Source organism: Arthrobacter sp. P1_C12_2, assembly GCF_056406415.1.
Map to the genome: position 1 here is coordinate 1 of NZ_JBFUAF010000030.1, position 22095 is coordinate 22095.

General features: G+C 64.6%; 22 protein-coding genes. 15 read left to right on the top strand and 7 right to left on the bottom strand.

The features are described 5' to 3' along the window. Together AC1DZQ_RS21465 and AC1DZQ_RS21470 are read right to left on the bottom strand one after the other, a co-directional pair. On the bottom strand, positions 1-395 hold a 395-nt coding region (locus tag AC1DZQ_RS21465), incomplete at its 3' end, for a thiamine pyrophosphate-binding protein (RefSeq protein ID WP_476965408.1). Then, positions 392-1723 (bottom strand): MFS transporter, encoded by a 1332-nt coding sequence (locus AC1DZQ_RS21470; protein WP_476965409.1) that lies wholly within the window; start codon positions 1721-1723, stop codon positions 392-394. The genes AC1DZQ_RS21465 and AC1DZQ_RS21470, both read right to left, overlap by 4 nt. Before the next feature lie 154 nt (positions 1724-1877). On the opposite strand from AC1DZQ_RS21470, the gene AC1DZQ_RS21475 reads away from it, so the two are divergent. Together AC1DZQ_RS21475 and AC1DZQ_RS21480 are read left to right on the top strand one after the other, a co-directional pair. Then, positions 1878-3056, top strand: coding sequence for an RsbRD N-terminal domain-containing protein (locus AC1DZQ_RS21475; RefSeq protein ID WP_476965410.1), 1179 nt, complete (start codon positions 1878-1880; stop codon positions 3054-3056). 433 nt (positions 3057-3489) lie between these two features. Further along, positions 3490-3936 carry a DUF1003 domain-containing protein gene (locus AC1DZQ_RS21480; RefSeq protein ID WP_476965411.1) on the top strand — a complete coding sequence of 149 codons (447 nt, stop codon included), beginning with the start codon at positions 3490-3492 and terminating at the stop codon, positions 3934-3936. A gap of 227 nt (positions 3937-4163) precedes the next feature. Here the strand turns inward: AC1DZQ_RS21480 and AC1DZQ_RS21485 are convergent, their stop codons facing one another. Further along, on the bottom strand, positions 4164-4385 hold the full coding sequence (locus AC1DZQ_RS21485; protein WP_476965412.1) for a helix-turn-helix domain-containing protein: 222 nt from the start codon (positions 4383-4385) through the stop codon (positions 4164-4166). 29 nt (positions 4386-4414) lie between these two features. Here AC1DZQ_RS21485 and AC1DZQ_RS21490 point away from each other — a divergent pair, with 29 nt between their 5' ends. The 8 genes from AC1DZQ_RS21490 to AC1DZQ_RS21525 all read left to right on the top strand — a co-directional run bounded on the left by AC1DZQ_RS21490 (position 4415) and on the right by AC1DZQ_RS21525 (position 13508). Beyond that, entirely contained in the window at positions 4415-4690 is a 276-nt protein-coding gene (locus AC1DZQ_RS21490; protein ID WP_476965433.1) for a putative immunity protein, read from the top strand. Positions 4691-5380: 690 nt separating this feature from the next. After that, on the top strand, positions 5381-5854 hold the full coding sequence (locus AC1DZQ_RS21495; RefSeq protein WP_476965413.1) for a MarR family winged helix-turn-helix transcriptional regulator: 474 nt from the start codon (positions 5381-5383) through the stop codon (positions 5852-5854). Then, positions 5851-6834 (top strand): zinc-binding alcohol dehydrogenase family protein, encoded by a 984-nt coding sequence (locus AC1DZQ_RS21500; RefSeq protein ID WP_476965414.1) that lies wholly within the window; start codon positions 5851-5853, stop codon positions 6832-6834. Before AC1DZQ_RS21495 ends, AC1DZQ_RS21500 begins: the two co-directional genes overlap by 4 nt. A 134-nt stretch (positions 6835-6968) precedes the next feature. Further along, complete coding sequence (locus AC1DZQ_RS21505) at positions 6969-7799, top strand: MFS transporter (protein ID WP_476965415.1); 831 nt, start codon at positions 6969-6971, stop codon at positions 7797-7799. Between the two features lie 609 nt (positions 7800-8408). Continuing rightward, complete coding sequence (locus AC1DZQ_RS21510) at positions 8409-9605, top strand: luciferase domain-containing protein (protein ID WP_476965416.1); 1197 nt, start codon at positions 8409-8411, stop codon at positions 9603-9605. Between the two features lie 348 nt (positions 9606-9953). Beyond that, entirely contained in the window at positions 9954-10595 is a 642-nt protein-coding gene (locus tag AC1DZQ_RS21515) for an NADPH-dependent F420 reductase (protein WP_476965417.1), read from the top strand. A gap of 999 nt (positions 10596-11594) precedes the next feature. After that, positions 11595-12593 carry an NADP-dependent oxidoreductase gene (locus AC1DZQ_RS21520; protein WP_476965418.1) on the top strand — a complete coding sequence of 333 codons (999 nt, stop codon included), beginning with the start codon at positions 11595-11597 and terminating at the stop codon, positions 12591-12593. A gap of 48 nt (positions 12594-12641) precedes the next feature. Further along, positions 12642-13508, top strand: a complete 867-nt coding sequence (locus tag AC1DZQ_RS21525; protein WP_476965419.1) for an alpha/beta fold hydrolase — start codon at positions 12642-12644, stop codon at positions 13506-13508. A gap of 313 nt (positions 13509-13821) precedes the next feature. Here AC1DZQ_RS21525 and AC1DZQ_RS21530 read toward each other — a convergent pair whose 3' ends face one another. Together AC1DZQ_RS21530 and AC1DZQ_RS21535 are read right to left on the bottom strand one after the other, a co-directional pair. Next, complete coding sequence (locus AC1DZQ_RS21530; RefSeq protein ID WP_476965420.1) at positions 13822-14535, bottom strand: SDR family oxidoreductase; 714 nt, start codon at positions 14533-14535, stop codon at positions 13822-13824. Between the two features lie 67 nt (positions 14536-14602). Continuing rightward, a complete protein-coding gene (locus AC1DZQ_RS21535; protein WP_476965421.1) occupies positions 14603-15682 on the bottom strand; it encodes an alkene reductase in 1080 nt (359 codons plus the stop codon). 164 nt (positions 15683-15846) lie between these two features. On the opposite strand from AC1DZQ_RS21535, the gene AC1DZQ_RS21540 reads away from it, so the two are divergent. Further along, the gene (locus tag AC1DZQ_RS21540) at positions 15847-16449 is read left to right on the top strand and encodes a TetR/AcrR family transcriptional regulator (RefSeq protein WP_476965422.1); all 603 of its coding nucleotides are present in this window, start codon (positions 15847-15849) and stop codon (positions 16447-16449) included. A gap of 285 nt (positions 16450-16734) precedes the next feature. Here the strand turns inward: AC1DZQ_RS21540 and AC1DZQ_RS21545 are convergent, their stop codons facing one another. Then, positions 16735-17622, bottom strand: a complete 888-nt coding sequence (locus tag AC1DZQ_RS21545) for a helix-turn-helix transcriptional regulator (RefSeq protein WP_476965423.1) — start codon at positions 17620-17622, stop codon at positions 16735-16737. A 124-nt stretch (positions 17623-17746) separates the two neighbouring features. On the opposite strand from AC1DZQ_RS21545, the gene AC1DZQ_RS21550 reads away from it, so the two are divergent. The 4 genes from AC1DZQ_RS21550 to AC1DZQ_RS21565 all read left to right on the top strand — a co-directional run bounded on the left by AC1DZQ_RS21550 (position 17747) and on the right by AC1DZQ_RS21565 (position 21117). Next, positions 17747-18763 carry a zinc-dependent alcohol dehydrogenase family protein gene (locus AC1DZQ_RS21550; RefSeq protein ID WP_476965424.1) on the top strand — a complete coding sequence of 339 codons (1017 nt, stop codon included), beginning with the start codon at positions 17747-17749 and terminating at the stop codon, positions 18761-18763. A 177-nt stretch (positions 18764-18940) separates the two neighbouring features. Beyond that, positions 18941-20140, top strand: coding sequence for an MFS transporter (locus tag AC1DZQ_RS21555; RefSeq protein WP_476965425.1), 1200 nt, complete (start codon positions 18941-18943; stop codon positions 20138-20140). Between the two features lie 225 nt (positions 20141-20365). Next, positions 20366-20698, top strand: coding sequence for a carboxymuconolactone decarboxylase family protein (locus AC1DZQ_RS21560; RefSeq protein WP_476965426.1), 333 nt, complete (start codon positions 20366-20368; stop codon positions 20696-20698). 8 nt (positions 20699-20706) lie between these two features. Further along, positions 20707-21117 (top strand): (R)-mandelonitrile lyase, encoded by a 411-nt coding sequence (locus AC1DZQ_RS21565; protein WP_476965427.1) that lies wholly within the window; start codon positions 20707-20709, stop codon positions 21115-21117. Between the two features lie 453 nt (positions 21118-21570). On the opposite strand, the gene AC1DZQ_RS21570 is transcribed toward AC1DZQ_RS21565, so the two are convergent. After that, complete coding sequence (locus tag AC1DZQ_RS21570) at positions 21571-22077, bottom strand: winged helix-turn-helix transcriptional regulator (RefSeq protein WP_476965428.1); 507 nt, start codon at positions 22075-22077, stop codon at positions 21571-21573. Positions 22078-22095 lie beyond the last annotated feature (18 nt).

Below are 22095 nucleotides of genomic sequence, written 5' to 3' on the forward strand. Positions count from 1 at the left end.
AGCGTCACGACCTTCTTGGCGGTGCTGCGGAACCAGGCGTTGATGTCGAATTCCTGGAACGACTCCCGGCCGCGGTCCGCGACCGGGATGAGGCCCACGAACAGGATCAGCGGGGTGGCGTCCTGGTGTGCGGTGTGGATGGCGATGAAGGCGTTGGCGGCACCGGGACCACGGGTCACCATGGCCACGCCCGGAAGCTCCGTCAGCCGGCCTTCGGCGAGGGCCATGAACCCGGCGCCGCCTTCGTGGCGGGTCACCACGGTCTCAATGGAGGATCCGTGCAGGCCGTCCAGCACATCCAGGAAGCTCTCGCCCGGGACGCCGTAAACGCGCTGAATACCGGCTCGTTCGAGCTGGGCAACAATCAGGTGCCCGGCGGTGGTTGAGGTGCTCAATGCTTCATTCCCTCTTCTTCGATGCTGAGGGCCGGCAGGGCAATCCCCGAGAGTGCGGTCAGAACCGACACGACCAGCAGGATGATGGCCCCGGGCCAGAATGAGTTGCCGTTGGCGGCCACGAGGGCCGTGGCGATAAGTGGCACAAAGCCGGAGATGACGCCGGCGCTGTTGGAAGTGATGGCTACGCCGGTGTACCGGACCTTCGTGGCGAAGAGCGCGGTGAGGGCCGTTCCGGACACCGCGTAGGGAACGGACAGGGTGGACACGCCGACGATCATGGCCAGGATGACCAGGACGGGGTTGGCGGTGTCGATGGCCAGGAAGACGGGTACGGCGATGACGGCGGATGCGACGCCGCCCCAGAGGATGACCTTGCTGGCGCCGAACTTCTCGCCCATGCGTCCGGCCCAGGTCAGGGCGAAGATTTCCACGACGGCCGCCAGGAGCGAGCCGAGCAGCAGGGTTTCGTAGGGCATCTTGAGCACCTTGGTGCCGTAGAACACCACAAAGCTGGTGATGAGGTAGAAACCGCCGATGCCCAGCAAAGCGGAGCACATGCCGACCAGGATCTGGCGCCAGCTCTTCGTCAGGACGCCGCGGATGGGCGCGTGCTCGGTCTCACCCGACTCCATAAGGGCTTCGAATTCAGGCGACTCGCTGAGCCTGCTGCGGATCCACATCGAGATGGCCAGCAGCGGGATCGCCGCGATAAACGGGATGCGCCAGCCCCACGCGTCAAAGTTCGTCTGGCCCACCAGGTAGAGCATGCCGAAGAAGCCGCCGGAGGAAAGGATGGTGCCGATCGGCGAGCCGAGCTGCGGGAGGGCGGCGTAGCGGGCGCGCTTGGCGACCGGTGCGTTTTCGACTGCGATGATCACCGCGCCACTCCACTCGCCGCCGACGGCGAGGCCCTGCAGGATGCGGAGGGCGACCAGCAGGATGGGTGCTGCGACGCCGATCGTCATGTAGTTCGGCAGCAGGCCGATGAGTCCGGTCACGAGGCCGATGCCCACGATGGTGACCATCAGGATTTTCTTGCGCCCTACCTTGTCGCCCAGGGCGCCGAAGATGAAGCCGCCGATCGGGCGGGCAACGAAGCCCACGGCCAGGGTGGCGAAGGAGCTCATGGCCGAGACGAAGGGGTCCTGGGATACGAAGTACTGGGCGTTGAACACCAGCGCCGCTGCGGTGGTGAACAGGAAGAAGTCGTACCACTCCAGCGCCGTTCCGACGAGGGCCGCGAGGGCGACTTTCTTGGCCACGCTCTCATCGACAGCCCCGGGCGGGCTGGCGATGGTGGTGGCGCTGCTTGCGCTGCTTGCCATGAATACTCCAAATGCGAAACGTAGTGCGGATTGAGCCGGCGGGTGGGGGGAGCCGGGATGGGAAGTGACGTGATTCACTGGATTCAATTGTCTCAGTAGATCTGCTCAAATAACTTAGCTGGCGGCAACCGGAATCATCCCGTATCGTGTGCAAATGCACAATTTAGATGATGCCGCTGTCACCCGCAGATGGTCAGAGCTCGTGGAGCTACTTCACGACAGGGTGGACATCTTGGCTGAGAAGTTTATGACCCAAGTGCGGGAGATCCCCGAATATCGGGAATCCGCCGTTGACACCGACGAGATCATGCAGACGGCCCGGGAAACCTTCCATCGGCTTGTGAACGCCCTCAGGAACGGCGGGAGCCGCCCCGGAGGGGAGCTCGACGGAGAATTTTCTGCGGCCTTGGGTGCCAAACGTGCCCGGTCCGGAATTCCAGCCGAAGCCCTCATCTCCGCGGTGCGCTTGGACTTCACCATTCTTTGGGCAGAGCTATTGGCGATCGCTGATCCAGCCGATGCGCCCATGTTGACATCCCGGGTGGATCAAGTGTGGCGTGTTGTGGACGAGTTTGCCGCTCGCACAAACGCAAGTTACCTCAATGAGCGTGTGCGCATGGCTCAGGAGGAGTCAAGCATTCAGAACGAGTTCATTGCGAGGCTGTTCAGTGTCGCGAATCCTTCGGCAGAAACGGCCGCCCAGGTTGCCGACGCGTTGGGAGTATCAGCCACTGCTCGGTTTGGTGTTGTGGCAGCCAGCGGAAGCGCCGCGGCTCGCTTGCGAGCCGCTAAAGGAAACGCCTCGGCCAAGCGCAACCAACGACTCTTCCTCCGTGAATCGGGCGACATGGCCTACGTGTTCTGGCCCGTGGTGGCGCCGCGGACGGGCGAAGACGTAGTTCCTGCCCTAACGGTGCCAGAGGTGCTTAAGGAGATCCCCTGCGGTGTAGCCGAGGCGAGCGGACTACGGGCATTGCCCTCGGCGGGCCGAACTGCCTCAAGCTTGGCTGCCCTCTTACATCCCGGTGACACCGGCCCGCTTTCGGCGGACCTCGCGTGGCCCAGACTTGCCAAGCGACAACTCCAGGAGGCCGGGCTCGATCTCCTGGAAGAGCTTGATGTTGCGCTTGAGCGTTGTCGTGGTGTCGAAAGGGAAAGACTGACGGAGGCGGCTCGACATTTTCTTCAGTCGGGCAGTGTCACGGTCACTGCAGCCCGAATTTTCTGTCATCGAAATACCGCCCAAAACAGGCTCAACCGATTTCAGGAGTTGACCGGAATCGATCTGACGGTGCCGGTTCAGGCAGCTCGGTTGGTTGTAGCCTGGGCCTGATCTCTGGTTTCGAAGCTTGGTCCAAAAGACCAACACCGGCTACCAAATCCAGAAAGGAGACCCGGATGACCCCACATCCGAGCAGGCGGACGGCCCACTAGCCAGGGCCCTGTCCCCACCCGCATAACTGAACAGGCCGCCGCGGCGGCGCCAGGCCAAGCCGAGGAACAAGCGTAAGAGGGACCCGAGCAGGGGGAGTGCTGTGCCCGAGGTGGGACTCGAACTGCATTCCGGCCCTTGCAACTACTGGGCTCCCCCGGAATCATGCGGTATCCGGGCCAGTCCGGCCATCACACGACCCGGTCAGAAGCGAACCGGGGGCACCGCCGACGGGTCAGGTGCCGGGAGATCCGACGGCACCGGAGGGTTAGGACTCATGGCACAGACTAACGGAGAAGCAGGTCCCAGCCGCCGGGTCTGGTTAGGGTGGAGGATGACCGGAGAACCGAACACCTGGCACGACAAGCACAAGGCTTCCCTCACCCGCGGACAGCAGGCCGCGGACCTCATGCGAAACGGGATGAGGAGCTGGCCTTTCGTGGGAGGTTTCATCGCCTTCATGCTGGTCTGGGCCGCCGTAAACACCTGGGCGCTGGCGACCCATGCCTGGGATCCGTACCCCTACATCCTTCTTAACCTCTTTCTGTCCATGCTGGCCGGTCTGCAAGGAGCAATTCTGCTCATCGCCGCCAAACGCCAGGATGCCATCGCCGGGGCCATGGCCCAGCATGACTACACTACGAACCTGAAGGCCAAGGAAGGGATCGATCTCCTGATGGACATTAACCGCCAGCAGTTGGAGATTCTCCGCGAACTTCAGCAACTCACAGAACACGGACCAAACGAAAGCAGCCTTACAACAAGCGCCCGCCCGGCCTAAAGATGAACCGATACCGGCGGCTGGCAACCCTAGCTACCGGCTCAGGCGTTCCGCAAAGAGGTGCCCCACCCCTGGCAGTGACCTGCGGTGTCGTTGGCATGAGTTGCCCGCACCAGTTCTTGGGACAAAACAGGGCGAGTGCAAAGGACTGTGACATCGGTTAATCAGAAGTCCCGTACACCGCCACGCAATGGTCACCTTCAGCCGTGGGCACCAACCAGCAACGGCTACGGGATTGAAACCTTGCCCGCGTCCGTTGCCGGGACGCACCGGTAGAGGGTAGGTACAGAGACGCCGAGGTTTTTGGCGACTTCCCAGGGCAGTGTGCCCTGGCCGAGGAGCTTTCGTGCGGAGCGGATCTTGAAATCCGTTATGACCCGTTTGCGGCCGCCTACCCTGCCTGGACCCCCACGGCCCGCGGCCGGCCTTGGAACAGGACAGCAGCCCAAAAGCGCAACTTGATGCCTATAGGAGCATGATGGGAGCGCACGCCTTGGGGGCAGCCGCGTATGCCGCGAAAGCGGCCGGACTGGCGGCGCCCGATCGGCCCCAGACGGTCGACGACGAGGTCCACTGGCAACTCGAGCACATGAGCGCCGAAGCCCGGTCCGCGCTTCGGCGCTTGCCACCGCTGGGTGGGAATTCCGCCGGTCCGCTGGGGTCAGGACTTCTCGCGTCCGGAATCCTCGCCTCGATCATCCGCGCGATCCAGACCGACTTGGCTCGCCCTGACCAGCCTGCCTCCTCCAGCTGAATCTGCCACCCGCAAGCCGGTCCCCCAGCACGACACCATCCGCCCGCACTGGCGCTGCCAGAAAATCCGTTACAGATACAGGAATCGCGCATGCCCCTGCCGCAACCGTATTCCAGCCCCCGCAAACTCTCGACTTCCGCGGAAACATAAGGCGGCGCTGGCCGTTATAGCCTCACCGGTCAGAGCATCTCGGCACGGAACAAAGCTGCCCGCGAGGCCTCGTACACCATGTCAAGGACAACGCCGGCACCAGCTTCTGGTCCACTGCCAACACAGAAGTCGAATGTTCCTCGTTCAACCGCATCGTTGCCGGCGTTGTCCCTTGCCCCCGCAGTCGAATCAGCCCTGCAGCGCCTCGGGGAACGCCGCCCACTCGTCAGCGTGGCGATCTATGAAAAGCCACTCGAGACGCCGCTCATCAATCTCGCGTTGCGGGTGAGGCGCATCCAAGGACCATCTGCTACGCCGGGGCGGACTATTCTGCGGTGATCGACCTCAGGGCCAAAGGTCACCACACGACGAAAGGATAGGTTGAGGACATCCCCCTCAGTGGAGTGGCCCAGGCAGGATGCGAGAAGCTCCGCAGGGGCCAGAAGATGAAGCTGCTGTTTGATCCTGCCTTCTGATCACCCCGGCAAATGTAAATCTACGGAAGTATCTTCCATGGAATCTATCTGTTAGTCTCAATCCATGGACTCCAGAGACGACCACGCCGACTTCTATCCGCTCTTCAGCACGCTGACCCGGCTCGAAACGGAACTGTGGGACGCTGTTGACGCCCGCCTGCGCCAGGAATGCGGCCTTCCCCTCGGCAGGTTCGAGGCGATGGTCGTCGTATCCTCCCTTGGCACGTGCAGAGTGTTCGACATCGCGTCGGCGCTGGCCATCACCGTGGGCGGCGCCAGCAAGCTCGTTGACCGTGTTGAAGCGGCGGGATACTGCTCGCGGAAGATGAATCCGGGCGACCGGCGTTCTTCCCTCCTCGACCTCACGGAAGAAGGGAATGCGGTGGTCGCTCGGGGCCGGCAGGTGGTCGAGGCCGAACTCGCCCGCTGGTTCACACCGGCCTTGACCAAGCAGGAGAGCGGCACGCTGCTCGACCTCCTGGCACGGCTTCGCAGCGCACAGCGGCTTTCCGTGGACTCGACGGCGGCCGGTCAGTGAACGGCGGCAGCATGCGGGCGGTTGTGCTGGACGGCCCGGGGCCGGCCGAGGCGCTGGTGATCCAGGAACGGCCCATCCCCGTTCCGCGGCCGGGCCAGGTACTCATCCGGGTCCGGGCCTTCGGGCTCAACCGCTCCGAACTCCACACACGCCTGGGCCTGGCCGAGGGCGTCACGTTTCCGCGCGTGCCCGGGATCGAAGCCGTCGGAGAAGTGGCAGACTCCCCCGGCGGCGAGTTCCGCACCGGGCAGAAGGTCGCCACTCTGATGGGCGGCATGGGCCGCGTGTTCGACGGCGGCTACGCCGAGTACACGTGCGTGCCGGCCCGGCAGGTCATACCGTTCGAATCAGACCTGCCATGGGACGTGATCGGGGCCGTCCCGGAGATGCTGCAGACCGCACACGGCTCCCTCACCATCGGCCTGGACATCCAGTCCGGCCAGAGCCTCCTCATCCGCGGCGGAACCTCGTCCGTCGGCATGGCCGCCGCAATACTGGCCAAGCGAAGCGGGCTCACCGTCCTGGCGTCAACCCGCGACGAGGCCAAAAGGGAAGCGCTGGCCTCGATCGGCGTCGACCATGTCCTGATCGACGACGGCGACCTCGCCGCCGCCGTGCGCCGCATCGTTCCCGACGGCGTGGACGCCGCCCTCGAACTCGTCGGCACCCCCACACTGCCTGACACGTTGCACGCCACCCGGGTCCACGGCGTCGTCTGCTTCACCGGGATGCTCTCAAACCAGTGGACAGTCCCCGATTTCTATCCGATTGACTACATTCCGCGGGGCGTCCGGCTCACCTCCTACACGGGCGGAGCTGCGGACCTTCCCGGCAGCGTGCTCCAGGAATTCCTGCAGGCGGTCAGCGGCGGCACCGCAGTGGTCCCCATCGGCAAGGTCTATGCGCTGGATGACATCGTCCAGGCCCACACCGACATGGAGGAAAGCCGCGGCAGCGGCAAACTCGTCGTCACCACGTAAGACCCACGATCGGCGCGGCCCAACCCCGGGAGGCCGGCTTCTTCCACGCCTCCAACACAGGACAAACCCATGCCACTTCCTGCCCTTTCACGCTCGTCCCTCGGTACCCGGCACGCCGTTCGGCAACCGATCCGTTGCCAGCCCAACGCGCTAACGCGCTACCGAAGGCCTCCATCGCCGTCGCCGCTCTTTCCACCATCGTCGAGTGGTACGACTTCACCCTTTATCTCTTCATGGCCACGGTTCTGTCCCGGGTAGTCTTTGGCGGAGGCCCGGATTCCCTGCTCGCCACGCTCGCCATATTCGCGGTATCGTACGTGCTTCGACCGGTGGGAGCCCTGCTGTTCGGTCGGTTTGGTGACCGGTTCGGGCGACGCCCCGTTCTCTTGGTGAGTATGGCCATCATGGCGGCGCTGCTCCCCACGCATGCGCAGGCAGGCGCGGCGGCAGGCGCGGCGTTCCTTGCCCTGCGGTGCGTCATGGCTTTCTCCGTGGGCGGCGAATATCCGGCAGTCAGCACTTATCTTCTGGAAGGGGCACGGCCCGGACGCCGCGGCCTGGTCACGGCCCTGGCCTCCATGGCGAGCGAGATTGGCGCCCTGCTGGCCGTCGCGGTATCTGCTGTCACGACGACGATGCTGGACCGGGCGGCGCTGGATGACTGGGGCTGGCGTATTCCATTTGCATTCGGTGCACTCCTGGCCGTGGCAACGCTGGGGGCCCGGACCAGGCTGAAGGAGACCCCAGTCTTTGCCCAACAGCAGACAACAGGCCAGGTACGCGAACCTCTACAGTTCATCCTTCGCACCCAGCGTGCCGGCCTCTACAGGGCATTCGCTATTTCCGCGTTGGCGTCGATCACCTACTACGTAGGCATCATCTACGTGCCAACCTACCTGACGTCGGTCTCGGGCTTTCCGGAGGGCAGCTCTTTGTGGCTGTCCACCGCAGCCTCCGTCCGGTGATCGCGGTGGCGCCATACGCCGGCGCGATCTCAGACAGGTTCGGACGGCGGGCGACGCTGCTGTGGCTGTGCGTCGTGACCATCGCCCTGCCGGTACCGATGTTTGCCCTCATGTCCGTCAATTCACCAGCGGCCGCACTTTGCGGGGCCGTCGTCTTGGCGTGCGCGGCTGGCGGCGTTACCGCGGTAGCGGCGTCCGCAGCCGCCGAACAGTTCCACGCTGCCGGCAGGCTCACGGGACTTGCTTGGGGGCGACGGCGGCGACAGCCGTTTTCGGCGGCCTGGCACCCTATCTGGCGACCCTGCTCACCCAAGCAACACGTTGGACGCTCCTGCCTGGCGCCCTGGTAGCCGCGGTGGCGCTGGCCGCACTCCCCGTCCTGACGCGGATGCCGGAAACGACCCCCAAGAGAGCGACAGAAACCAAAGGGCCGCCGAGTGCCAGACACAGAGTTCTCTTCCTCGACATCGGCAGCGAATCCATCTTCCCCAAACTCCTTGTGACGCCCCGGTGATTCGCAACAGTTGATCGGGGAATACTCGACAGGCAATAATGGTTGAAGCTTCAACAGAGTCTTCATGTGTCCAACACCCACGAGCAGGAGCATTCATGCGCATCTCCGAGAAGTCCACGGATCTTGACGGCCGCCCCCCGAGCACTTCGGCCGTGGCGGCCACAGCCGGCTCAACCGACCCCGCGGCGCCCCTGGTGGTGCTGTTGCACGGCAGGGGTTCAAGCGAGCGGGAGATCATTGCCCTCGCCGACCACCTACCACCCGGCCCCGCCTACGCCGCCGTCCGAGCACCGATCGCCGAGGGCGGCGGCTATGCATGGTTTGCCAATCGTGGCATCGGCCGTCCGGTTGCCGAGTCGCTGACGGCATCCATGGCGTGGTTCCGAACCTGGCTCGATACTGTCGCCCCGGCGGGCCGACCGGTCGTACTCGTCGGTTTCAGCGGGGGTGCAGCATTCGCTGGCGGACTGGTCCTTGCAGATCCGCAACGATTCTCCGGAGCGGCTATTCTGTACGGCACCWTGCCGTTCGACGCCGGCGTCCCCGTCACGCCGGCCCGACTGGCAGGTCTTCCGGTTTTCGTCGCTCAGGGCGACCAGGACAAAGTCATTCCGCCGGAACTGCTGGACCGCACCTGGAACTACCTGCTGACGGATTCCGCGGCCCCCGCCTACGCCCGCCGGGACCCCGGAGGGCACCAGATTAGCGGCCAAACGCTACGTGAACTCGGGAACTGGATCCACGAGCGGCTGTCGTTCCTGGCTCGTTTTGGAGCAGATGAAGGCACCCCCGGCGGACACTGGCCGGCCTTGCCCGACGGGCACCTTCCCCGCAGGGCCGGTCAGCGTCCCACCGTGTCATGGACAATCCCGCAGGAACAGCGCAGCGACAATGCGCCATGGGACCTTCAGGAAAAGTTGTTCGCAAGGATCAGTTCGCTCGCCGGAGTCTCGACTTCGCAGTCCGTTATCTCCGTTCCAGGCGCGCGGGGCCTGATGGTAAAGCCGAAACCTGATGCACCCGTGGATGCGTTCCTGGCCCCCTCAGCCGGGGAGTTTGCCCACCAGCACCCGTCCCACGACGGCTCCCTCCACCTAGCGATGCCGCCAGGACTCGCCGCGGACGCGGTCGCCAAGGGCTGGGCGGTGGCTCACCCGCTGGCCGGCATCCGGCTGGCTCGAGGCATGGTCATGGTCTACGGGCCCCGCGACGAGAATGAGCTACACCTGGTCTCTGCAATGGTAGAGACCAGTCACGCCTACGCCACAAGCCCCAACACCGACGGGTGGTAACCACCTCGTCATCACCGGAACGCCGGACGAGGAACGCAGGCGCGCATCCATCGTGCGAACCAGCGAACTGCTGGCTCAAGATGCCGCGGATGTGGCCCAGCGCCCGTCATAAGCGCCAGCCCGGCCTTCGCAGCTACCGATCCCCCCGCACCAAACCCCGGGGAACTCAGCTGACCACACCCGCCCGCCGCGTGGCCATCAAACGCAAATACCCCGTTCCGTTCAGAAAAATACTTGACGCTTCAACTTTCATGGCTTACATTTAGTTGTAGCTTCAATCATCACTCCCCAAGAGAACAGAATCTGATGAAAACCCTCCTGGCCCGCATATTCGGAAAGAAGACCCTCATGACGAACCTCACCATCATCGGCAACGGCAACATGGCCCGCGGCATCGCAACCCGTGCCCTGGCTGGCGGCCTGACCGTGGAGATCCTCGGACAGGAAGCCGCTAAGGCGCAGGAACTGGCCGCCGAGCTTGACGCCGGCGTCACCTTCGGCACCACCGCCGACGCCCCGCAGGGCGCCATCGTGGTCCTGGCGGTCCCGTTCGAGGCTGCCAAGTCCGTGGTCAGCACCTACGGCGACGCCCTGGCGGGCAAGACCGTTGTGGACATCACGAACCCGGTGAACTTTGAGACTTTCGATTCCCTGGTCGTTGAGCCCGGCAACTCGGCCGCCGAGGAAATCGCGCAACTTGCCACCACCGGCGCCAACGTCGTCAAGGCGTTCAACACCACCTTCGCCGGTACCCTGGTCGCCGGAGAGTCAGGTGGACAGGCGCTGGACGTCTTCATCGCCGGAGACAATGCAGAAGCCAACGCCGCCGTGAGCACCTTCGTCAGCGCCGGCGGCATGCGCCCCCTGGTAGTCGGTCCGCTCAAGCGCGCCCGGGAACTCGAAGGCTTCCAGTTCGTCCTGATGACCATGCAGGCCAACCCGGAGTTTGCCGACTTCAACTGGGACACCGGACTTCAGGTCACCAAATAACCCGACCAGCGATAAGCGTCAAAATACCAAAGGCAAGAGGACGACAGCGGGAAGAATCCGCCGTGGTCCTCTTGCCTTTGCAGTAATGAGCGCTCAGGCGTCCTATTCTTGCCAGCTGCTGGCTAGTACGGGACGACGGGCTTGATGACGGTGCCGTTGGCGGAGTCTTCTAAGCCTTGGTTAATCTTCCCCCAGGCTGTAGTTGCGCATCAGCTTCTCCATGGGAACCGACCTTCCTTCCACAACTGGAGGAGCCTGGGAATGAATACCTGGGGTACGGAACTTCCCTGGAGCACGGTTTTGAACGTCCATCCCTAACCAGTGAAAGTCCGATCTCGAAGCAGACCTCCGTTCCGGAAGCGGCAGCGCCGACCAGCACCAGTGTGCCTCTGAGGGCGAGAGCATCGGCTGTTTGCCGAGGACACGACGAGAGTTTCCCAGGAGTTCCGGCTGCCGGCAGGATCATCATCATGAGGATTTGATCCCAAGTCACAGCAAACCATGCAGTTCCAGGCGCCAAGGTGTGTACGTTGTGCACACCCCTTTTTGACCCCTCTCATAGCCTGAAACCCAACGACCACACGCCAATTCGAAGTCATGGTGTCCTGATTGCGCTGACCATACACCACCGTGGAGTACACGGACCTCAGCGTACTCCCGGAGAACTTGACCGCGGCCGATCACGTTGAAGCCCGGATTAGGCCCACGAACACGGGCAAGCTCCCCACAGTCGCAGCACTGGTCCCCTCCCCGGCAACTTCCCACCGGCTGTCACCATCACCGATCAGGGCCCCTATGTGCAGACTGCATGCTTCCCCATGATCCATCACGGGAATGTTGCTCCGGCGATGGACGCCCGAAACTCCCTATCGCCGTCTTCGGGAACATTCAAATGAACGTGCGCCCCTCACGGTTCTATTTGACAATAATTCTGAGTCGACTCAGAATTGAGTAAGGTCATTTTTATCCAAACCGCACGTCATATAGGAGCAGCACGCCATGAGGGCATTCGTCGTCACCAAGTACAAGGAGCCGCTGCGCGCAGCAGACGTCCCTGAGCCGACCGTCGGCGACCGCGATGTGCTGGTCCAGGTCCAGGCAGCTGGCCTCAATCAATTGGACGAAAAGATCCGCCTGGGTGAGTTCAAGCAGATCCTCCCGTACAAGCTCCAGCTGATCCTCGGCAACGACGCCGCCGGCACCGTCATCCGCGTCGGGGCGAAGGTGCGCGGATTCAAGCCCGGTGACGAGGTCTACGCCCGCCCCGACAAAGACCGCATCGGCACGTTCGCCGAGCGCATCGCCATCACCGAGGCCGATCTGGCGCTGAAACCCGCATCGATCAGCATGGAGGAGGCCGGCTCGCTGCCGCTGGTTGCGCTAACGGCGTGGCAGGCCCTCGTTGAGCAAGGCAACGTACGGCCGGGGCAGAAAGTTCTCATTCACGCCGGGGCCGGCGGGGTCGGGTCGATCGCGATCCAACTCGCCAAGCACCTCGGCGCCACCGTCGCGACCACCGCAAGCGCCTCCAACGCCGACTTCGTGCGCAACCTCGGCGCGGACACGGTGATCGACTACCGTACGCAGGACTTCGAGCAGCTCCTCGCCGGATACGATCTGGTGCTCGACAGCCTCGGCGGGGAGAACCTCGTGAAGTCACTGCGCATCCTGAAGCCCGGCGGGAAGGCGATCGGAATCGCCGGTCCGCCGGACCCGGCGTTCGCGCGCAAAGCCGGCCTGAACCCTGTGCTGCGCTTGGCCATCGCGGGGCTCAGCAGCAGGATCCGGCGGCAGGCGAAGAAGCTCGGCGCCAGCTACGAGTTTCTCTTCATGCGTGCCAGCGGCGACCAGTTGCGCCAGATCGCCGCCCTGGTTGACGACGGCGTGCTGCGCCCGGTCGTGGGGCAGGTCTTCGACTTCGCCCAGACCCCACAGGCGCTCGAGTCGCTGGCCAAGGGCGGCCTCCGCGGCAAAGCCGTCGTCACCCTTCCCTCCTGAGCCGCCGGCAGCCAGACCCCTCACAGACCACCCAGGAGAACAACCAGCATGAGCAGCACCGACACCCCGAACGGCTCCGTCGACACCTCGTACGCGAAGGCGGCCACACACACCATCATCGCCGGTGGCGTCACCTACGCCTACCGGGAGCTGGGGCCCAAGGCCGGCATCCCCGTCGTGTTCTTCGTGCACCTTGCCGCGACCCTGGACAACTGGGACCCCCGCATCATCGAGCCCATCGCGAAGAACCGCCACGTCATCACCTTCGACCAGCGCGGTGTCGGCGCTTCCACCGGGCAGGTTCCCGACAGCATCGAGGCGATGGCCGATGACGCCTATACCTTCATCAAGGCCCTCGGGTTCGACAAGATCGACATCTTCTCCTTCTCAATGGGCGGCATGATCGCCCAGGACCTGCTCCTCAAACACCCCGGCCTCGTCCGCAAGGTCGTGCTGGCCGGTACCGGGCCGCGGGGCGGCGAGGACATGGACAAGGTCGTCCGCACGACCTACTGGGACATTCTCCGCGCGACCCTGACGCGCGCGGACCCGAAGGAGTTCCTGTTCTTTAACCGCAACGTCACCGGCAAGCCTGCCGCGAAGGAGTTCATCAAACGCCTTCAGGAGCGCACGGTCGACCGCGACAAGCCGATCAGCACCAAAGCCTTCCAGACGCAGCTGAAGGCAATCCAGAAGTTCGGCCGCTCCGCGCCGTCGGACCTGTCGAAGCTCACTCAGCCCACCCTCATCGCCAACGGCGACAACGACCGCATGGTGCCGTCGATCCTGTCCGAGGACCTGCACCGGCGCATCAAGGGATCCGAGCTGATCATCTACCCCGACTCGGGCCACGGCGGCATCTTCCAGTTCCACGACCGGTTCTCCCCTGTCTCCGTAGATTTCCTCGCCCACTGACCAGCACTTACGCGACACGACCCAGCCTCAACAGGGCCGAACGGCACTGTGGCTCTGCCCGCCCGTGAATGCGGGCGGGCAGAGCCATTGGCATTGGGGATGACTATCCCGGCATGTGGCGTGAAGGCCAGTCAGCCACCAGGCGATCGATTCGGGTAAGCGAAGTGCTGCCGGAGTGTGTTGGAGCCGTACGCGATCTGCTTGACCCGCCAGTTCCGTCGGCTCCTATTGGGGCATCGTGGGCGCGGCGTCCTTTTACAGGGTGCCGCCACCGCGCTCACTTTTGGTGAACGCGGTGGCGCCGTTTGTTCGCTTAGGAGTTAGCGTCCACCAACTGCGGGTAGACCGCTTCGAGGGGTGCACTGAGTCCGGCCTTGAGCTGGACAGACGTGTCATCGGCGAGGACCTCGTACTCCCCTGCCTCGGTGGCGTCGAACACGGTGCGCACCAGCACGGCCGGGTCGAGCTTCGGGTCGGTGGCGTGCGCGGCCATCGCGGTGTCGACGTATGCGACGTGGACGCCGACGACGTGCACGCCGGCGGGGGCGAGTTCGAGGCGGAGGGAGTTGGTCGCGGACCAGAGGGCGGCTTTGGTGGCGCTGTAGATGCCGGCGACGGCGTACCAGCTCAGGGCCGAGTGGATGTCGATGATCGTCGCTTCGTCCTTCGCCGACAGGACCGGAGCGAACGCGCGGGCGACGAAGAGCGGGCCGAGGAAGTTCGTCTCGACGTTCCGGCGGATCTCCTCGTCCGTGTGGGTGAGGATCCCGGCACTGGGAACCGACGCGCCGGCGTTGTTGATCAGCACGGTCACATCCGGTGCCGCCTCGACCGCTGCCTGGATGGAGGCGGAGTCGGTGACGTCCAGGGCGAGCGGAACGATGCGTTCGTCGTTCCAAGCGCGGGGGGTGCGGGCGGAGGCATAAACCTTTGCAGCTCCCCGGGCGAGGGCTTCGTGCACGAACTGGGTGCCGATTCCGCCGTTGGCTCCGGTGATGAGGACGACTGCTCCGTTAAGTGATGGCATGGCTGTTTCTTCTTTCTGAGGGGTGTGGGTTGGGTGAGGTCGGTGGCGGACGGCCCGCGGCAGACGATTAGGCGTGTGCCAGCGCGGGGTAGTCGGTGTACCCGGCCGCGCCGCCGCCGTACAGGGTGCCCGGGTCCAGCTCGTTCAGCGGTGCGCCGGTGCGCAGGCGCTGAACAATGTCGGGGTTCGCCAGGGCGAATCGGCCCAGCGGCGCGATGTCCGCGAGCCCGGCGTCGATGTCGTCGGCGATCTGCTCGCGTTCGCGCCCATACCGGACGACGAGGATGGCAGCAGGCCACGTGTCGCGGAAGGACCGAAGCAGTTCGTCGTCACCGAGGTGGTGTACGTGCAGGTACGCAAGGTCCAGGGTGGCGAGTTCGCCGACCAGGTGGCGGTACTGTGTCCGGACGTCCGCGGGGTCCCCTTCGTTGATTCCGCCAAGCGGGAACGCCGGTGAAATGCGGATGCCGGTCCGCTCTGCCCCGATCTCTTTGGCCACCGCGCGGGCGACCGCGACGACGAACCGGGACCGGTTCTCCACCGATCCGCCGTATTCGTCCGTGCGGTGGTTCGAGTTCGGCGAGAGGAACTGGTGCAGCAGGTACCCGTTCGCGCTGTGAATCTCCACGCCGTCCGCTCCCGCTGCGATAGCGGAGGCTGCGGCGTGGCGGAACTCGGCGATGGTGGCCTGGATGTCGTGGGCGCTCAGCTCACGCGGCACCGGGGTCTTCTGCGGGCCCGTTGGAGTGAACATGTCCTGCTCGGCCGAGATCGCCGACGGGCCAACGGGCTGACGGTGGTGCGGGGTGTTATCCGGGTGCGACATCCGGCCGACGTGCATCAGTTGGATGAACAGGGCTCCGCCGCCTGCATGCACCGTGTCGGCGATCTTTCGCCATCCCTCGATGTGCTGGGGAGTGTAGATGCCTGGGGTGTTCAGGTAGCCCTGTCCGTCGTCGGACGGCTGTGTGCCCTCGGTGATGATCAGCCCGAGCGAGGCGCGTTGGCCGTAGTACTTCGCGGCCAGTTCCCCGGGCGTACCGTCAGGGTTTGCGCGGCTCCGGGTCAGCGGGGCCAAGGCAAGCCGGTGGGAAAGTTCCACCCCACCGAGAGTGAATGGCTGCCAGAGCGTAGATGACGTGGTCATGAGTGCATAGTCCTTTGCATTGATGGGTAATCGGCCATTACCACCCGGGCGGACCGTTGCAGCCCCCCAACGGCGTGGGAGAATTAGCGAAGAGTTCAACCCGTTTCAGTAATGACTATACTCATAACTGAGTGCAGTCATAATATATTCCCGGAGGATCCATCATGTCTCTCGCCTCCCAGCCGGTCGGACGGCGTGAGCGGAACAAGCAACAAAAGCTGGACCGTATCACCGCGGCAGCCGGCGAGCTGTTCGCCGAGCACGGCATCGAGGATGTCACGACCCAGCAGATCGCCGACAAGGCGGACATCGGCACCGGGACCCTGTTTCTCTACGCCAAGTCCAAAGGTGAACTCCTGCTGCTCGTGCAGAACGCACACTACGCCGAAGCACTCCAGCGGGGTCGGGCGGATGCCGAAACCATATCGGATGTCCTCGATGCGGTGATGGCCATCGTCCAGCCGATCGTGGAATGCAACCGCGTCCAGGTTGACAACGGTCGCACTTACCTGCGGGAGATGGTCTTCGGCGATCCCGAGGAGCCTCGACACAGCGAAGCTCTGTCCATCGTCGCGCAGACCGAGGAGGCCACCGCGGCCGTCCTGGGCAGGCACGAGCAGGCCGGTGCGGGTGATGCCCCAACGATGGCCCGCATCGTCACCGCGATCATGTTCCTCAGCATGGCGGCGAGCGTGAACGCCGCCTTGAGCATCGACGATATTGTTCGGGACATCCGGGCCCAGGTCGGCGTGCTGCTGTCTCGCTGACGCGTCGGCAAGAACTTTTCGGGCGTTTGCTGGCGTAAGCGCCCTCGGCGGAGCGGCGTCCCGACGCCGGCCCGGGCGGTCGGCGCGAACAGCAGGTGCTCGCACCGACGTCCGGATTTCCGCCCTAATCATTCGGAGAAGGATCCACGGCAGTTTGCCGGGTCGGGCAAGGTCGGCCCCGGTGCCAATGTTTTGAGGACATAGCCACCGCTGCCAGCGCCCGTGATGTGCTGAAGGTTCATAGGCTCGTCGTAAGTGATCGAGTGCGAGGACGGGCGGAGTGGGTCAGCTGGTGGTTCGGTGCTTTTCGGTGGGCGTGTGCTCGCTCGCTCCCCAGCTTGCGAGGAGGCGGAGCCGTTCCGCTGAGGGGGAACCTGGCTCTGCGGTGTAAACCATAAGCACGAGGCCTGGCTCGGCGGTGATCGCGAGTTCTTCGTACGCCAGGGTAAGTTCCCCGGCTACGGGGTGATGAAAGCGTTTGGTTCCGGAGCCATGGGTGCGTACGTTGTGCGCGCCCCATAGTGCGCGGAAGGTCTCGCTTCGTGTCGAGAGCTCTCCGACGAGGTCCTGCATTGTGCGGTCGTGAGGGTCCCGGCCCGCTTCGGCACGCATGATGCCGACGCACATCTCACTGAACAGCTCCCAGTCGGGGTAGAAGTCCCGCGAAGCCGGGTCGAGAAATTGGAACCGCGCGAGGTTCGGGGTGCGGCCACTGTCTCCGATCACCGGCGAGTAGAAGGCGCGCCCCAAGGCGTTGGTCGCGAGCAGGTTCTGGTAAGGGTCGCGGACGAATGCGACGCCCTCGGTGATTGCTTCCAGCGCCCACTGCAGGCTCAAGCGGGCCCCGGCTTGGGTGGTGGCGCGTTTGCGGGGCCTCCCGGAGGTGGGGATGCCATCTGCCGCCCGGGCCAGGTCGAACAAGTGCGCACGCTCGGTGTCATCGAGCCGGAGGGCGTGGGCGACGGATTCGAGCACGGACGAGGACGCGCCCGCGATGGAACCGCGCTCGAGCTTGGCGTAGTACTCGACGCTGACGTCGGCGAGTAGCGCGACTTCGCTGCGCCGCAGCCCGGCCACTCGGCGATTCGACCCTGCGGCGAGGCCGGCGTCTTTTGGTGTGAGTCGTGCGCGCCGTGACATCAGGAACTCTCGCACTTCAGCCCGGTTATCCATGCTTCAAGGGTAAATCGGCGGGGAGGAACGAGGGGTTCCCTCTTGGTACACCCCTCAACAGAGACTCCCCCGCGCACGGAAACAAAGCTTGACTGGTAGTACCCAACCAACAGGAGAGCAAATTATGCGTGGTGTTGTCATGTACGCCCCCGGTGACGTGCGCGTCGAAGAACTTGAGGATGCGAAGATCGCCGAGCCCACCGATGCTGTGATCCGGCTCGCTGCAACGTGTATCTGTGGTTCTGACCTTTGGCCGTATCGCGGAATCGAGAAGCTGGATGGACCGGCCCACATGGGCCACGAGTATGCGGGCGTGGTCGAGCAGATCGGTCACGACGTGAAGAACGTCAAGGTCGGCGACTTCGTTGTCGGCTCCTTCGTCGCCTCAGATAACACGTGTGAGGTCTGCCAGGCCGGCTACCAGTCCGGCTGCATCCACCGGGTGTTCATGACGGGCACCCAGTCCGAACTCGCCCGCATCCCCCACGCGGACGGCACGCTGGTCCCCACTCCCGGAGTACCTGAGGCAGATCTGCTGCCGTCGCTGCTGGCAGCGTCTGACGTGCTCGGCACCGGCTGGTATGCCGCAGTCGCTGCCGAGGCAGGGCCTGGCAAGACTGTCGCCGTGGTCGGAGACGGTGCCGTCGGACTCTCGGCGATCCTCGCCGCCAAGCAGCTCGGCGCCGAGCGCATCATCGCCTTCAGCCGACACCCGGAGCGGCAGGCGCTGGCCCGTGAGTTCGGCGCAACGGACATCGTCGAAGAACGCGGCGACGAGGGAGCCGCGAAGATCAAGGAGATGACCGGCGGATACGGCGCCCACGGCGTTGTCGAGGCCGTGGGAACCCAGGAATCCATGTGGCAGGCCATCCACGCCGCCCGCGGTGGCGGCCGCATCGGCTACGTCGGAGTCGGCCACGACGTCGAGCTCAACGGCCTGGACTTGTTCTTCACGGGCGTGCAGCTCGAGGGCGGCCCCGCCCCCGTGCGCCGTTTCCTGCCCGATCTAATTCAGCTGATCTGGGACCGCAAGATCAACCCCGGCAAGGTGTTCGACCTCACCCTGCCCCTGGAACAGGCTGCCGAAGGCTACAAAGCCATGGACGAGCGCCGGGCCACCAAGGTGCTGCTCACAGTCTGATCCGATTCACCTCGCCCAACCGTCCAGGCACGCCGCAGAGGCTGCCGCCCGATAACGGGCAACACGGCGCACACCAAGACCCGGGAGGTCTACCCCACGGCCCGTGGGATAGACCTCCCGCCGCGTTCGATCTCCAAGCCCGATCCCGGCATCACCGACCCGCACGAAAGGAGCCACATGACAACCGCCCCCACACGAACACCAGCACCGGAAGCCAGGGCACAGCAAAGACTGCCTTTGGTCGCGCTCGTCGTCCTGGCCGCAATGGGATTCATCCTCGTCGCGACCGAAACCATGCCGGCCGGCCTGCTACCCGTCATCGCAGCAGGCCTCCACACCGGCGAAGGAACTGTCGGTCTGCTCGTCAGCGCCTACGCCCTCGGCACGGTCATCGCCACCATTCCCGCGATCACCTTCACCCGCGGTATGCGACGAAAGCCGCTGCTGCTCGCGAGTATCACCGGACTCGTGCTCGCCAACACACTCACCACGTTCTCCCCTGAGGTTGCACTGTCTCTCGTCTCACGATTCTTCGCCGGCGCGTTCTCGGGAATCATCTGGGGGATGCTCGCTGCCTACGGCCGCYGCATCAGCCCGGCCCAGAACGCCGGGCTGTCCCTGGCCATCGTTTCCACGGGCGCGCCGCTCGGGTTCGCTTTCGGCACCCCCCTCGGCGCCTGGATCGGAACGACCTTCGACTGGCGATGGTCCTTCGGCGCGCTCTCCGTCCTCGCGCTCGTCGTCGGCGCACTGATCATCGCATTCGTCCCTGATGCCCCCGGGCAGCCAGCCACGTCGCGGCTTCCATTGGGGCGCGTGTTCCGGATCCCCGGAGTCGCCCTCATCCTCGCCGTCATCGTCGCCTGGATGCTCGCCCACAGCACCATCTACACCTACATTGCCCCCTACCTCCGCGCCACAGAAACCGACCTCTCCGCCGACTTCATCCTGCTGATCTACGGCATCGCATCGGTCATCGGTGTGGCCATCACCGGAGCGCTGCTGGACCGCCACCCCCGGCCCCTCCTGCACCTGAGCGTCACCGCGTTCGTCGCATCCGGAGTCATCCTGCTCATCGGACACACATCTTCCCTGGCCATCGTCATCGCCGCCGCCCTCTGGGGCGTCGCCTTCGGCGGCGCGTCAGCCCAGGTGCAGGGCCCGCTGACCACCGCAGGAGGCGAAAACGCCGACGTCGCCAACGCGTTCCTCCCGGTCGCCTTCAACCTGGCAATCTTCGGCGCCGGCATCCTCGGCGCACTCCTCCTGATGCCATTCGACGGACTAGTGCTACCGGCAGTCATGACCACCCTCGGCATCGCCGCCCTCCTGCTCACCCTGTATGGCCGACGGTCGGCATTCCCACGCCGCCTCTGAGCAAACCAGTTCCTACAATGAGGGCAGGCACAGTGGGGGGACTCTGGAAATAGCGCTCAGTCACGGGACGGCAAACGGGCGGCGCCACCGGCGCCGATATGCCCGGGTTGTGCACCGCCGACGAATCAACTCACCGCGACCTGTCTTCCTCGTTCACCCACGATAACCAGCACCCCACATCAGCCGGCAGCTTCTCGCGCTGCACATATCGAAAGAAGGATCATCATGACTGACCAATCCAAGCAGCTCGGAGGCGGCCGCAAGATGTTCGGCGACTTCGCTCCGAAGCTTGCCGAGCTCACCGACGACGTGCTCTTCGAGGACGTCTGGAACCGGCCTGAACTCTCCGCACGGGACCGCAGCCTCATCACCGTGGCCGTGCTCACCGCCGGCGGGAACACCGACCAGCTGGGCTTCCACCTCGGCCGCGCCATCGAGAACGGCGTGACCCAGGAGGAGCTCATCGAAGCCATCACCCATGTCACGCTCTACGCCGGCTGGCCCAAGGGCATGTCTGCGATGGGCGTCGCCAAGCAACTCTTCACCGACAACAAGTAAGGCAAATCATGAACATTGAACCCACTGTGCCGACCACCAAGAACCCGGCGGCCCAGTTCGCCGGCGACGTCTGGCTCGACCCGATCGCGCTGCCCCACGAGTCCGCCCAGACGATGGTCGTCGCGACCGTCCGCTTCGCGCCCGGAGCACGCACCGCCTGGCACTCCCACGAGCACGGCCAGTATCTGCGCGTCACCCAAGGTGTAGGCCGTTTCGGTACCCGGGACGGAAAGATCATCGAAGTTCACCCGGGCCAGACGCTTTACACCCCGCCCGGCGAGGAGCACTGGCACGCCGCCGCCCCCGGCTGCTTCATGGAACACCTCGCCATGCTCCAAAACGGTGAAGACCCGTCCAAGACCACCACCTGGGGCGAGCACATCACAGACGACGAGTACAACGGCACCGCCCAGGCGTAGCCTCCCCCCTCCCTTCGAGTATCAGAGGCCCTCGATTCAGCGGCGGCACGGTTCAAAGATGGGCGCGTCACGGCTTTTGATGCCCTCACCAAGCACGTCACTACCGATCTCGCCTGCTTCCTGGATATAGAACACTGGCAGGCCAAGGTCGGAGGAGGCGACAAAATATCGCCATTTGATCTGCGGGTAACGAGCATTTATCGCCTTGAAGGCGATACCTGGGCAATCAACCCCGGGTGTGCAGACGCACATGACCGGCCGGATCAACGGCCTTGCGCTCGACGCCGGGCCCCATTGTCGACCGACCTCCGCTCCTTAGTGGCACACAGCGACGGATTATCCACCGCTGCCCGGACGGCTCTGTCGACATTAGTGTCGGGCAGATCTACATTGACGGGGTGAAGTGAGTGAGGCGCATTAACCGAGCGGCCCACTGGCCGGGCCGCCCCGACTTCAGTCGCTGGTCTTTTGTGGTGTGCCTGCACGGGCCAGCTCGATGAGGTTTTCACTGGACTTCGGATGAGCCCAGGCGGTGGTTGCGACCGTGAGCTCCGCCCCGCATGTTTGGCACCAGGCGCCGGAGACGGACTCGGTTCCACAGGTCGTGCAGATAATGCGCATTGATTTTCCGCCCGGCGACTGCGTGTGCCTCTGCGCCCACACAGTGAGCGCATGCAGGACGGGCAGCGCGTCGTTCCCGGCTGCAGTGAGGCGGTACTCATTCCGGGGGCGGGTTCCCGCGCTGTAAGGCTCGGCGGTCAGAACACCCGCCCCGACCAGGCGCCGGAGGCGTTCGCTGAGGACATTGTCGGCGACCCGCAGTTCCTTCTTCATGCCGTCGAACCGGTTGTTGCCCAGGAACACCTCCCGCAGCACCAGCAGGGACCACGGATCCCCCAGGACGTCCGCTGCCCGGGCGATGGGGCACTTGTCTTCCGACCAGCTAGTGCGAAGCGGCATCAGGATTCCTTTCCAAAG